General features: G+C 36.6%; 11 protein-coding genes. 9 read left to right on the top strand and 2 right to left on the bottom strand.

Going from position 1 to position 13884, the window contains the following annotated elements; all coding sequences use genetic code 11:
- Nucleotides 1–283: 283 nt before the first annotated feature.
- From C1724_RS08860 to C1724_RS08855, 3 genes are all read left to right on the top strand, one after another.
- Nucleotides 284–985, top strand: a complete 702-nt coding sequence (locus C1724_RS08860; RefSeq protein ID WP_102346315.1) for a pirin family protein — start codon at nucleotides 284–286, stop codon at nucleotides 983–985.
- A gap of 318 nt (nucleotides 986–1303) precedes the next feature.
- Nucleotides 1304–1471 carry a YtzI protein gene (ytzI, locus tag C1724_RS25300; RefSeq protein ID WP_142386535.1) on the top strand — a complete coding sequence of 56 codons (168 nt, stop codon included), beginning with the start codon at nucleotides 1304–1306 and terminating at the stop codon, nucleotides 1469–1471.
- Between the two features lie 143 nt (nucleotides 1472–1614).
- Nucleotides 1615–2022, top strand: coding sequence for a DUF6232 family protein (locus C1724_RS08855; RefSeq protein ID WP_102346314.1), 408 nt, complete (start codon nucleotides 1615–1617; stop codon nucleotides 2020–2022).
- Between the two features lie 144 nt (nucleotides 2023–2166).
- Here C1724_RS08855 and C1724_RS08850 read toward each other — a convergent pair whose 3' ends face one another.
- Complete coding sequence (locus tag C1724_RS08850) at nucleotides 2167–2967, bottom strand: copper amine oxidase N-terminal domain-containing protein (RefSeq protein ID WP_142386534.1); 801 nt, start codon at nucleotides 2965–2967, stop codon at nucleotides 2167–2169.
- A 223-nt stretch (nucleotides 2968–3190) separates the two neighbouring features.
- On the opposite strand from C1724_RS08850, the gene hutU reads away from it, so the two are divergent.
- The 5 genes from hutU (at nucleotide 3191) to C1724_RS08825 (ending at nucleotide 9592) form a co-directional block, all read left to right on the top strand.
- The gene (hutU, locus tag C1724_RS08845; protein WP_102346312.1) at nucleotides 3191–4852 is read left to right on the top strand and encodes a urocanate hydratase; all 1662 of its coding nucleotides are present in this window, start codon (nucleotides 3191–3193) and stop codon (nucleotides 4850–4852) included.
- Nucleotides 4853–4963: 111 nt separating this feature from the next.
- Nucleotides 4964–6241 carry an imidazolonepropionase gene (hutI, locus tag C1724_RS08840; protein WP_102346311.1) on the top strand — a complete coding sequence of 426 codons (1278 nt, stop codon included), beginning with the start codon at nucleotides 4964–4966 and terminating at the stop codon, nucleotides 6239–6241.
- The gene (locus tag C1724_RS08835; RefSeq protein ID WP_102346310.1) at nucleotides 6238–7236 is read left to right on the top strand and encodes an agmatinase family protein; all 999 of its coding nucleotides are present in this window, start codon (nucleotides 6238–6240) and stop codon (nucleotides 7234–7236) included. Before hutI ends, C1724_RS08835 begins: the two co-directional genes overlap by 4 nt.
- 153 nt (nucleotides 7237–7389) lie before the next feature.
- Nucleotides 7390–8877, top strand: a complete 1488-nt coding sequence (hutH, locus tag C1724_RS08830) for a histidine ammonia-lyase (protein ID WP_102346309.1) — start codon at nucleotides 7390–7392, stop codon at nucleotides 8875–8877.
- Between the two features lie 319 nt (nucleotides 8878–9196).
- On the top strand, nucleotides 9197–9592 hold the full coding sequence (locus C1724_RS08825; RefSeq protein WP_102346308.1) for a VOC family protein: 396 nt from the start codon (nucleotides 9197–9199) through the stop codon (nucleotides 9590–9592).
- 118 nt (nucleotides 9593–9710) lie between these two features.
- On the opposite strand, the gene C1724_RS08820 is transcribed toward C1724_RS08825, so the two are convergent.
- Nucleotides 9711–11432, bottom strand: coding sequence for a sensor domain-containing protein (locus tag C1724_RS08820; protein ID WP_258000322.1), 1722 nt, complete (start codon nucleotides 11430–11432; stop codon nucleotides 9711–9713).
- Nucleotides 11433–11806: 374 nt separating this feature from the next.
- On the opposite strand from C1724_RS08820, the gene C1724_RS08815 reads away from it, so the two are divergent.
- Nucleotides 11807–13849 carry a molybdopterin oxidoreductase family protein gene (locus tag C1724_RS08815; protein ID WP_102346307.1) on the top strand — a complete coding sequence of 681 codons (2043 nt, stop codon included), beginning with the start codon at nucleotides 11807–11809 and terminating at the stop codon, nucleotides 13847–13849.
- The last annotated feature ends 35 nt before the right edge of the window (nucleotides 13850–13884 follow it).

The following is a 13884-nucleotide window of genomic DNA, read 5'->3' as shown; positions in this document are numbered from 1 at the left end:
ATAGAATTATTCGAAAAATATACAGTTCGTTTTTGTTGATCGATTAGAGCGTTACAATTGAAACTAAACTATGTAAAAGACCTCAAGCGAGTGTGGTTCTATCATCAAGCTTAGTTCCTTAATTATTCCGGTGAGTTATCTCGAATTGATAATATATCAGTTAACGATTTTATTTAATCTGTTTTTGGACTCTTTTTTTGTCGGTATCACTACATGGTTTAATAGAGAAAATAATAGGGTAAATTCTTCCCTTAATTCATTTGATTAGATTGGAGAGAATAGGATGTTAAAAAAGCTCAACAGTAATAATATGGGTTCTAGTAATCTTGGATGGTTAAAAAGTAAATTTCATTTTTCATTTGCAGAATATTATAATCCGGACAATATTCAGTTTGGCGTTTTACGAGTAATCAACGATGATTTAGTTAATCCTACCACTGGATTTGGAAAACATCCTCATCAAAATATGGAGATCATATCCTACGTAGTAAATGGTGAGTTGACACATGGGGATAATATGGGCAATAAAAAAACTGTAACACGCGGACAGGTTCAATATATGAGTGCGGGTACTGGTGTACTTCATAGTGAGTATAATTTAGGAGAAGAAACTTTAAGGTTTTTACAAATTTGGATTTTGCCAGACAAGTATGGTCATACACCAAACTATGGAGATTTTGGATTCAATTGGGATGACAGAAAGAATAATTGGCTGCATATGGTATCAGGAAAAGAAGGTGCTGCTCCGATTAAAATTCATCAAGATGCTAACATTTATTCATTAGAATTGGAACAAGGAAAAGAAATAAGTTTCCCAGTCAAAGAGGGAAGACAGGCCTATTTAGTACAAATTGAAGGAACTTCAGCCATTAATGATATAGAACTATCTGATCGAGATGGAATGGAGATTGTTGAAGAGGAGCTGACTATTAAGGCTGTAAAAACATCGCATATTTTAATTATAGAAATGAAAAAAGCTGTATAATGGATTTATGAAAAAGTCTGATGGATTTCGTTCATCAGACCTTTTCATTTATATACTACTGTAACTGAGATAAGATGTTTAGACATACTGAATTGGATAGCGCCATGCAGGACTATTTGGAGGTTAAGTGGATGGGAAAATAAGTTAATAATTGGATGTGGTTATTTTCTACATTGTTATGTAAAATAGTTCAAAGAAACGTAAAATAGCCAGCTTATACTAAAATACTATTTTAATAATAACCTAAGCTTGTAGTTTGCAAATTAATGAGACATATGAAAATATAATATTAATTAAAAAAAAGAGGTGTGTAATGATATGTCTAGTTTTACGGTTGTTATGATTTTTAGTGGTATTATAGTTTGTTTAGTAATTGGTTTGACAATTTGGTCAACGAATAAAGCATATGAAGTTCTACCCACATCCAGTAAGGTGGATCCGCTTCCTGAACATACTAAAAATGAAATAAATGAAACAAAAAGTTGATGTAAAATATAATTACGAAAAAAGGCAACAGTTTAACTGATTGCCTTTTATTTTTGAAAAAATATTCGCTACTTTTCCAGAGATGGAAATTTTTCTAAAAATAGTGGCCATACTTGTAAAAAAAAGTATGGAGGGTGTTGGAATTGGGAAATGAAAAATTCTTTTATGGATCAATAGAAGAAGATATGTTTGTATCCAATGCTAGAATTTATTTTGGCAACAAGACATATGCAACAAATAATATCACATCAGTTGGTACCTATGAACAAAAACGGTATAAAATTAGGCTAATTTGGATTGCAATTTCTATGATTTTAGGGTTTGTAGCAATGGATATAGCACCAGCATTTGGTATAGGTTTTATCGCTGTTTCCGTTATGTTGTTAATTGCATATTTAAAAAAAGAATATGTGGTTCTTATAGATTCTGCATCAGGTGAATCCGAAGTATTAGCACTTCCAGATAAACATGAAATAAGAGAAATTGTAGAGGCCATAAATAAAGCTATTGTATATGGACACCAAACTAAGCGTTTTGACCAAGGGATGTAAGTAGGTTTCGAAATATCGTTGAAAATCATTTTTTTGGAAAATTAAAAAAGGATTAGAGATCAGTTTTTCCTCTAATCCAATATTTCCTGAAGGCTTTTACTTATCTTTTATTTTAGCACTATGATGAATTTCTGAACGGACGTGTTATTTAACTTCAATGGTTTTTAACATCGCCCAAAAACTAGGGCCAATGCCTTCCGCTGCTTCTTTAGAAGGCATATGGAGCATAAATCTAAATTTTTGGGATCCATAATCTCTTACTAGATGAATAACTGAAACCGGTAAATCACCATTTTTTGTTTCTTGCAATAAATAAAAGTCAGCGCTATGGAAAAACTCGTCAAAAATTTGATCAGGATTTAAATCATGAACTTTTCCTTCTAAACTATCTTTTAGTTGGTTTCGATAATCTGTTATATTAGTATTTTTATCTAATAATTCGATTCGAACAAAGAAACTGTTGTCATAATTGGACATTAATACATCTTTGAAAGGTTCCTCAGCAGTTAACGTAAAGTTATTTAGTACATACATGTCATAGCCCAAATTGCTGCTTTTTAGTGTTGAATCCCTCATATCGGTCATACCTTCGACAAGAACAGGGATTTTCTTTGTCTTTGGTGCTGGAGGTGTACCAACATAATCATTAAATGAAATGCTCCCATCTTCACCATCCCACACAACTTCTTTTCTGAAACTTTCTGCTACCACACGGATCGGTACGTATGTGGTACCTTCGTAAATCATCGTTGAAGGAACCCACGCTTTACCATTATAATACATACCATTTTTATTGATGTTGTCGATTTTAATTTCTTCTCCGTTTTCTTTTAATGTAATTGGTTTAGTATGAACAGTAATATTTTCAACAAAGTTTCCGGCACTTGATATAGACGCAAAGCCAATTGAACCAACTAATAGACCTATAATAAAAGCTTTCTTCAATACCTTCACCTCTTCTAATGTTGTAATTGTAACTACATTTATTAGTCGTCAAGAAAGTGAAAAAGTTCCATTTTCTGTTAAAATTGTTTTGTATTCTCGGATTTTCTTGGAGGATATTATTTGGAACTTCTCAACAAAAGTCAATTCCCCGGTGTTTTCTCAGTCTTAATCCATTTTTATCTCATATATATTTACTACAACAAACCTTTAGTGAGGTGGGGTTATGAGTCAGTCAAAAAGAAAAGTTCAACAGTACAAAGGAACTGAGCTTCATGCAAAAGGTTGGATTCAAGAAGCTGCACTGCGGATGTTAATGAATAATTTAAACGAAGAGGTAGCTGAACGTCCAGAAGAGCTTGTTGTATATGGTGGAATAGGGAAAGCAGCGCGAAACTGGGAGTGCTATGATGCTATTACAAAAACACTTCTCGAGTTAGAAAATGATGAAACGTTACTTGTACAGTCTGGGAAACCTGTAGTTGTTTTCAAAACCCATAAGGATGCTCCACGTGTATTACTAGCTAACTCCAATTTAGTTCCAGCATGGGCTAATTGGGATCATTTTCATGACTTGGATAAAAAAGGTCTGATGATGTTTGGACAAATGACTGCAGGAAGTTGGATTTATATTGGAAGTCAAGGAATTGTTCAAGGTACGTATGAAACATTTGCGGAATGTGCAAGGCAGCATTTTAATGGTAGTTTAAAAGGAACAATTACATTAACTTCAGGCCTTGGTGGGATGGGTGGTGCCCAACCATTAGCGATAACACTAAATGACGGTGTTTGCATTGCGATTGAAGTAGATCAAACAAGAATCCAACGACGCCTTGATACTAAATATTTGGACAGAATGACTAAAAGTGTAGACGATGCTATACAAATAGCAATCACAGCAAAACATGAAAAAAAGCCGCTTTCCATAGGTTTATTAGGAAATGCAGCAGAAATTATTCCAAAAATGATAGAAAAAGGCTTCACTCCCGATATATTAACAGATCAAACTTCTTCACATGACCCCCTTAACGGCTATATTCCATTAAATATGACATTACAAGAAGCAAAAATCTTGAGAAAACAAGACCCTAAAAAATATGAAATTTACTCAAAGAGTAGCATTGCCCACCACGTACGTGCCATGCTGAAAATGCAAGAACGTGGCGCTGTTACGTTTGATTATGGCAACAACATACGTCAAGTCGCAAAAGATGAGGGAATAAAAAATGCGTTTGATTTCCCCGGATTTGTACCAGCATATATTCGTCCACAATTTTGTGAAGGAAAAGGACCCTTCCGTTGGGTCGCACTATCTGGTGATCCAGAAGACATTTATAAAACAGATGAAGTAATTCTTCGCGAATTCAGTGAGAATCAGCATTTATGTAAGTGGATTAAAATGGCTCAAGAAAAAATTCAATTTCAAGGACTGCCAGCCCGGATTTGCTGGTTAGGCTACGGTGAAAGGGCAAGATTTGGAAAATTTATCAACGATATGGTTGCTTGTGGGGAGCTGAAGGCTCCGATTGTAATTGGCCGGGATCATCTTGATTCTGGATCGGTGGCATCTCCGAATCGTGAAACAGAAGGAATGCTAGATGGTAGCGATGCAGTTGCCGATTGGCCGCTATTAAATGCAATGATCAATAGTGTAGGTGGTGCAAGCTGGGTTTCCATCCACCATGGTGGCGGAGTCGGAATGGGTTACTCTATACATGCTGGAATGGTTATCGTTGCCGATGGTACAAAAGAGGCAGAACAGCGTTTACAAAGAGTACTGACAACTGATCCTGGCATGGGTATAGTACGCCATGTTGATGCAGGTTATGAACTTGCTAAAAATGCAGCCAAGAAACATGGTATTAATATTCCGATGATGGAAGATTAGAAGAAAATTCATCGAGTATGTTTTTAGGGACGATTGTTTTCATAGGACTATAATAGTCAACTAAGTATCGTAAGAACCGTCCCTGTGATTCCTTTAGAAAGGAAGTATAAAATGCCATTAAAACCGATTTTCATAAGGAATGCAAATGAAGTCATAACGTTAATAGGTAGCTCTACAGCTCCTGTTACAGGTGAAAAAATGGAGAAACTCCACATTATTAATAATGGGAGTTTATGGCTTGAGGATGGGAAAATCCAAGCAGTGGGAAAAGATGCTGAACTTTTACACCACTATCAAGATCGTTTGCTAGAAGCTGAGATAATTGATGCGACTGGAAAAATTGTTGCCCCAGGTCTTGTTGATCCACATACGCATTTAGTTTATGCTGGGAGCCGTGAGAATGAATTTAATATGAGGTTGAACGGTTCATCATATATGGAGATCATGAATGCAGGCGGTGGTATTCATGCGACAACGGCAGCGACTCGAGTTGCAAACTGTGAACAATTATACCAAGAAAGTAAGCATCGTCTTGATTTATTTTTACTTCACGGAGTTACAACGGTAGAGGCTAAAAGTGGATACGGGTTAACGTTCGAACATGAAGTAAAACAATTAAAGGTTGCTAAAAAACTGGATCAAACACATGCTATCGATATTGTAAGCACTTTTATGGGGGCACATGCCATTCCTGTGCAGTACAAAGATGATCCAGATAAATTTGTTGACTACATTAACCAAGAAATGATTCCAAAAGTAGCAGAATGGAAGCTTGCAGAATTTAACGATGTATTTTGTGAACATGGTGTATTTACTCCACAGCAAACAAAAAAAATTTTGATGACCGGATTAAAATATGGATTATTGCCTAAAATTCATGCCGATGAAATTGAACCATACGGTGGGGCGGAGCTTGCTGCAGAGATTGGGGCTGTTTCAGCCGATCATTTATTAAAAGCTTCAGAAAAAGGTTTACGCCAAATGGCAGAAAAAGGAGTAATCGCTGTGCTTCTCCCTGGTACTGCTTTTTTCCTGATGGCTGAATTTGCAAACGGAAGGAATCTGATTGATATAGGTGTACCTGTTGCGTTATCAACAGACTGTAACCCGGGATCGTCACCTACAGTTTCGCTTCCGTTAATAATGAATTTGGGATGCTTGAAAATGGGAATGACACCTGCTGAGGTAATTACAGCATCTACGATTAATGCAGCTCATGCGATTAGACGCGGCCATGAAATCGGTAGTTTAGAAGTAGGAAAAAAAGCGGATATCCTCGTTTTAGATGTACCGAATTATATGCAGATTCAATATCATTATGGAATTAATCATACGGATACAGTTATAAAAAATGGAAAAGTTGTTGTAAAGGGAGGGAAGATTTTGTGAAAAGCTATCCTTATCCGTTCTTAAATCCCCCATCCTTTAAATGGAACAAAGGAGTAGATATAATTGAACCAAAAGTCCATGAATGGATTCAAACTATCGAATATAATGAAGAGGTTGATTGGAAGAAAGTAGACGCTGCGATTGTTGGAATTCCGTTATCTCGTTCATCGATTAGTGCATCTGCTGCAAGTGAAAATCCTGATGCGATCAGGAGAGCTTGGAAGTTTTTTTATCCATATAATATTGATTATGATATAGACTTAACATCTTTAAATATCGTTGATATAGGTGATGTAAAGCAGCATGTAACAAACATTTCAATTTGCCATCAAAATATTATGGCTGCAATGGAAATGATGAGAAAGACGCATCCTAATGTACTTCCACTAGCAGTTGGTGGTGATCATTCGATTACAGCCATGTTAGTAAAAGGGTGGAAAAACGTCCACGCTCACGAAGAAGTTGGAATATTGCAATTTGATACGCATTTTGATCTTCGTGATTTAAGAAGTGATGGTCCTAGCAATGGAACCCCAATCAGAAATTTGATTGAAAGTAAGGTTATTAAAGGTGAAAATGTATACAACATTGGACTTCATGGTTTTTTTAATGCAAAATCTTTAAAAAGCTATGCAACTGAAGTTGGAGTAAACTACGTAACTCTAAAACAAGCAAGAGCGTACGGTATTGAACAAACTGTTCAAAGGGCATTAGATGAATTAAATAAAAAGGTTGATACGATTTATGTAACAGTTGATATGGATGTATTGGATATGGGTATAGCACCGGGGGCCCCTGCGTCTTCTCCTGGCGGCATGAGAACAGATGAATTATTTGAAGCGGTGTGTAGAGCTGGTAAAGCTAAAAAAGTAAAAGCTATGGATATAGTTTGTTTAGATCCTACTAAAGATTTTGCAGATGCAACTGTTAAAGCAGGTGTACATGTGATGTTATCCTTTTTAACCGGTTTTAAACAGCGAAATGATGAGCGGTAATAACTATATTTTATGATAAATATAATAATAGAGGGGGGCTTTATCTTGGTATTTCATTGATTCTCAAGGTATGGTCCCCTTTAAGTATCTTCCCTTTAGCCCGTTAATGAGTTTGCTAGGTAAAATGAAATTTTACTAAAGAGGTGAAGGGGTTTGATTGTTTTAGATGGTAAGTCGTTAAAAATAAGGGATTTGTATAGAATATTATATAAAAATGAAAGAGTTATAGCCACACAGGAGAGCTTAACAAAAGTAAAGGAGAATCGAAAGGCAGTCGAGGATATTGTTGAGAAAGGAAAAATTGTATATGGCATAACAACTGGTTTTGGAAAATTTAGCGATGTATTTATCAATAAAGAAAATGTAAAAGATCTTCAACATCATTTAATTCACTCCCATGCTTGTGGGGTTGGAGAACCTTTTCCAGAGATTGTATCGCGAGCGATGTTAATTCTTCGAGCAAATGCCCTTTTAAAAGGTAATTCTGGTGTTCGTCCGATTGTGATCGAAACACTTCTCAATCTTGTCAATCATCGTATTCATCCAGTTATTCCATCACAAGGATCACTAGGGGCAAGCGGGGATTTAGCGCCCTTATCTCATTTGGCACTTGTGGTAATAGGGGAAGGCGAGGTGGTCTATCAAGGTAATAGAGTTGCAACTACAGTTGCGCTAAAAGCAGAAAAACTTAAACCGCTAAGTTTAGAAGCAAAAGAAGGATTGGCGCTCATTAATGGTACACAAGCGATGACTGCAATGGGCGTAATCAATTTTCTAGAAGTCGAACAATTAGCTTTACAGTCTGAATGGATTGCAGCTCTTACAATAGAAGGGCTCCGAGGGATCATAGATGCTTTTGATGAAGAAATTCAGATCGCAAGGGGATTTCAGGAACAGGTGGATGTTGCTGCTAGGATTCGCCGGATCTTATCTGGTAGCAAGTTGGTTACAGTCCAAGGTGAACTCCGGATACAGGATGCCTATTCATTACGATGTATTCCGCAGGTTCATGGAGCCACTTGGCAAACCTTGAACTATGTGAAACATAAGCTAGAAATAGAAATGAATGCAGTAACAGATAATCCGTTAATTTTTAATAATGGTGAAAAAGTCATCTCGGGTGGAAATTTCCATGGTCAACCAATAGCATTTGCAATGGATTTTCTTAAAATTGCCAGTGCTGAATTAGCCAGCATATCCGAACGGCGAATCGAACGATTAGTGAACCCACAATTAAATGATTTACCACCATTTTTAAGTCCTGAACCAGGCCTTCAGTCCGGAGCGATGATTATGCAATATACAGCCGCTTCCCTTGTTTCAGAAAATAAAACACTTGCACATCCATCAAGCGTAGATTCAATCCCTTCTTCTGCAAACCAAGAGGATCATGTGAGTATGGGTACAATCGGCGCTCGGCATGCTTATACTATTATTGAAAATGTAAGAAAAGTACTAGCGATAGAAATGATCTGTGCTATGCAAGCTGTCGAATATCGCGGTATTGATAACATGGCACCACTAACTAGAACATTTTATACAGAAGGGAGGGCAGTTGTACCTTCGATAATCCGAGATCGAATTTTTTCAAAAGATATTGAAGTTTTGGCAAAGTGGTTAAAAGAATTATGGGAAATTTAGGAGGATTGGGTCAAGACCTTACTGTGCTAAAAATATGCAGAGTAATAGTCAGGCCCCTTTTTTTATTGGGACTTTCGATCTATGGGTAATCACTGGGACGCTTCTTGTGAGTACCAGGTATTTAATTACTACTAATATAAGGCTTTTATACAAGCTATAAGCAATGTCGGGAACATTTAAATAATCCACAAGAAATGTCCTTATAATTCCAAGGCTCAATGTTTTTGAAATTGCAGGATTAATGAAGTGGAGGGGCGTATTATTATGTAGAGGGATAATACTAGAAAATCTGAAAACATATGGAGGAGGAATTTGAAAAATGATAAAAAAAATCGAGCATACAGCCATTATCGTCAAAAATATCGACGAGGCGATCCACTATTATTCTGAAATGTTTGGTTTCAAACTTCGTGCAAAAGGAGATAATGGCAAACGGCTTATGGCGTTTATTCAGCATGAACATCAGCCTGAATTTGAAATAGAGTTAATGCAGGATATAGAATTGGTTACAGATTATTCAGAAACAGGAATTGTTAATCACTTAGCTTTTACAGTGGATAACATACTTGAGGCAATTGATTATTATAAGGGAAAAGGGATTGTGTTTAATTCTGATTCACCTAACACAGCTATTGATGGCGCACAAACGATCTTTTTCAATGGTCCAAACGGCGAATTACTGCAGCTCGTACAGCCGACACGTACATATAAATAAAAAGGGCCTGGTCTCACACTACAATGGCTAATTGGTAGCAGTGAGAACAGCCCTTTTTTCGTAAAATAGGTTCTTAAAAGTTGAACTAAAACTATCCCTCGTGTTACTGCCTTTGTTTTTATTGCACATTTTCGATCTCATTGCTCATAATAGTCTGGTATAACATTTCCATTTCATTGGCTTTTACAGGTTTACTCCAGAAGTAGCCTTGTCCTTCATGGCAATTTTGTTGTTGGAGATAAGAAAGCTGTTCTATGTTTTCAATTCCCTCTGCTAATACAGTGTAACCTAAATTTTTCCCCATCTGAATGATGGTGTTCACAATAATTTTTCCATCATTGTCCAAATCTTGGATGAAAGATTTATCAATTTTGAGTGTATCTAATGATAACTCCTTTAGATAGCTTAAAGACGAATAACCTGTTCCAAAGTCATCGATTGCAATTCTTATACCTAAATTTTTTATTTCTTGTAAGATCTTTGAAGATTCCTCTATATTTAAAAGGGTTCCTTCGGTGATTTCTATTTCTAATAGACGAGGATCAAGCATTGTTTCTTTCAAAATTTGCTTTAAGTAATTTACAAAATTTTTGTTTCTCAATTCAACTGGTGATACATTTACAGAGATTCTTTGTAGTGAAACTCCTTTTTGTTGCCAAGCTTTCATTTGCCTGCAGGCTGACTTTAATACCCATTTTCCAACAGGAATAATATAACCCAATTCCTCTAATAATGGGATAAATTCCACCGGTGATACGGAGCCAAGCTTTTGATTGTTCCAGCGGAGCAATACTTCAACCCCTACTATTTCATTTTTTCCTAAATTCATGAGAGGTTGGTAATGAAGGGAGAACTGTTTTTGTTCGATTGCATTTTTGATTTCTTGCTCAAGTTGGTAATATCGCTCTATTTCAATATTATGATCGGGGGTATTAAAACAAAATATATTGCCACCTTGCTTTTTAGCATGATACATTGAAGTATCCGCTTGTTTAATTAATGTTTCAATAAATTCTTGATAGCTAATGTCGACCGCTTTTAAGGTATTCCGGCTGATTCCAATACTTGCTGTGATTACAATGTGTCTGCCGTCAATACAAAATGGCATGGCAAGCTGCTCTTTAATTTTTTGGACTATAGGAATAATGTCATCCTTTTGCAGTAAACCATTTAAAATAATAATAAACTCGTCCCCGCCCTGACGTGAAATAAAGTCTGATTTACGAAGACAGCGTTGTAAACGCTTGGCCGTTTCTTTTAAAATATAGTCACCTGTCGAATGCCCAAAATTATCATTGATTGACTTAAAACGATCTAAGTCTAAAAAAAGGACTGTAAAGGGATCTTCTTTATCATCGAAACTATCTCTTAACCATTTACTAAGTAAATTACGGTTAGGGAGTTGTGTGAGTGGATCATAAAAAGCCATTTGTTCCATTTCTTCTTCATATTGTTTAAGTTTCGTAATATCATGCCGTATCGAAACATATTGGTAAGGTTTGTTATTTTTATCAAGGAAAGGGACGATTGTGGTATCTACCCAATAAGTAATGCCGTCCTTTGTTTTATTTTTCACTTCGCCTTTCCACACTTGGCCTCGACCAATCGTTCGCCACATGTTTTTAAAAAAGCTTTTATCATGATAACCAGAATTAACGATATTTTGATTTTGTCCAATTAATTCCTCTCTGCTGTACTTTGACATTTTGCAAAACTTATCATTTACAAATTGAATCACGCCCCTTTGATCGGTGATTGAAACGATTGACGATTCATTGAGTGCTAATTCAATATCCCTAAGTCTATTCATTGCTTCATCTAATGCTGTCTCATAATTCACGGTGAGCACTCCTTTTTAATATCGCCTCAATTTAATAGATAATTTTTTATTTTCGCTTTGTAAATTAACTATGCTTATACTGTATGAATATATAGTTGGATAATTTTATTTTATAATAGCTCAGCGTATTATTGTGTGATAATTATCACACTTTTGGTAACATGTGGACGGTAAATGTGAGTAAAAGGTTTTTAATACTAGTAATGAGAAAAGGCTTTAATACAGGCCTTATGAAAGCGCGGAAAGTTTTAAAATAACCGCGAGAACCGTCCCCGTGATTCCTGTCACTTTTTCTGTTACAATGTAATTTATATAGTAGAAAAATGTCACGCTGAACAATTAAGTTTTTTAATCATAGATAAGGGGTAATTTCTATGTCTTCATATGTAAAACAACAAAATGGTATTTTTCCCTCTGTTTGTTCACTTGATTGTCCAGATCAATGTGGATTGCTGGTGCATAAGGAGAACGGGATGATTGTCAAAGTAGAAGGTGATCCGAATCACCCGATTACCAAAGGTAATATTTGCAATAAAGTGCGAAATATTACGGAACGTCTTTATGATGAAAATCGTCTGAAATATCCAATGAAACGGGTAGGAGCGAAAGGTGAAGGCCTATTTAAGCGTATTAGCTGGGAAGAAGCAATTGATACCATTACTTCCCGTTTTAAAGAGCTTTTGCAAACAGATGCGCCGGAAAGTATCTTGCCTTATAGCTTTTATGGAAATATGGGGCGGTTGAGTTCGGAGGGGATGGACCGGCGCTTTTTTAATAGACTAGGAGCCTCGCAGCTTGATCGAACGATTTGTCAGGCAGCGGGTACGATTGGTTATAAATATACGATGGGTGGGAGCTTAGGTATTTCACCTGAAGACACCATTCATTCTAAATTAATTATTTTTTGGGGAATTAATGCGGCGAGTACAAATATGCATCAACTGGCGCTTGCCCAACAGGCGCGGAAAAACGGTGCAAAAATCATTGTTATTGATGTTCATAAAAATCAAACTGGTAGATTTGCAGATTGGTTTATTCCAATTTTACCAGGAACAGATGCCGCACTTGCCTTAGGAATAATGCACGTACTATTCAAGGAAAACAAGATCGATGAAACGTTCTTACAAGAATATACTGTTGGCTATGAACAACTTCGTGAGCATGTGGTGCAATATAATCCTGAGACTGTTTCGCAAATAACTGGCGTTTCTGCAGAAGATATAATAAAGCTTGCACGGATGTATGGTGAAACAACACCATCTTTTATTCGCATAGGGAACGGTCTCCAACATCATGATAATGGTGGGATGTGTATTCGAACGATTGCCTGTCTGCCAGCATTAACAGGCCAGTGGCTGCATAAAGGTGGGGGTGCGATAAAAGGAAATTCTGATTATCTCGCCTTTAATAAAGTAGCATTGCAGCGTCCTGATTTATTGAAAAATAAAAAAACTCGCATCATTAATATGAATGCAATTGGTGAGGCATTACTCTCGGCAGAACCACCAATTAAAGCAATGTACGTTTATAATAGTAATCCTGCTGTTGTTGCCCCCGAAGGAAGTAAAGTGCGTAGGGGGTTAGAGCGGGAAGACTTATTTGTTGTAGTGCACGACATGTTTATGACTGAAACAGCTAAATATGCGGATATTGTTCTGCCAGCTACATCATCTTATGAAAATACTGATTTTTATTCATCGTATTGGCATCATATCATCCAAATTCAACAACCAGTGATCGAGCCACCGGGTGAATCTAAATCGAATACAGAAGTGTTTAGGCTGTTAGCTAAGGGCATGGGATTTCAGGAGTCGGCTTTTAAGGACTCGGATGATGAATTAATTGCAGCAGCGTTAGAGCAGCATGGCAATCGATATTTAGACGGAATTACTGCTAAAAGTTTAGTTGAAAAACAGTTTGTGACTGCTAATGTTAAACCTTTGTTTCCAGGGAAACTGCCAACTCCTAGCGGAAAAATTGAACTTTATTCAGAAAGAATGGCAGCAGACGGCTTTCCACCGCTCCCAACATATATACCATTATTAAATGATGGTGATCTGCCGTTCTTATTTATTCCAACTGCTAATCATAATTTCTTAAACTCTACTTTTTCTAATAATGAAAAGCATATAACGTTGGAAAAGCAACCCCGATTGCATATGAATGTTGAGGATGCCGTTTCTTTAGGAATCGAAGACGGCGAAAAAGTGCGAGTATGGAACAAACGCGGTGAATGTGAGTTAACTGCGGCAGTCGGGCAAAATGTCCTACGTGGTGTTGTCGTTTCACAAGGTCTGTGGGCGGATATACCAGGAACAAAGCAACAAGTAAACTTCCTTACTCCTGATCGAATTTCAGATATGGGGGGAGGCGCAACCTTCTTTTCAGGTCGTGTTGCTGTTGAGAAATTAAAGTAATGCGTTTTCTAGATTAACCATTACCTCATAAAGAG

The organism is Bacillus sp. Marseille-P3661 (assembly GCF_900240995.1).
GTDB lineage: Bacteria > Bacillota > Bacilli > Bacillales > Bacillaceae_J > OESV01.
This window is presented reverse-complemented; position numbering and strand designations above follow the sequence as displayed.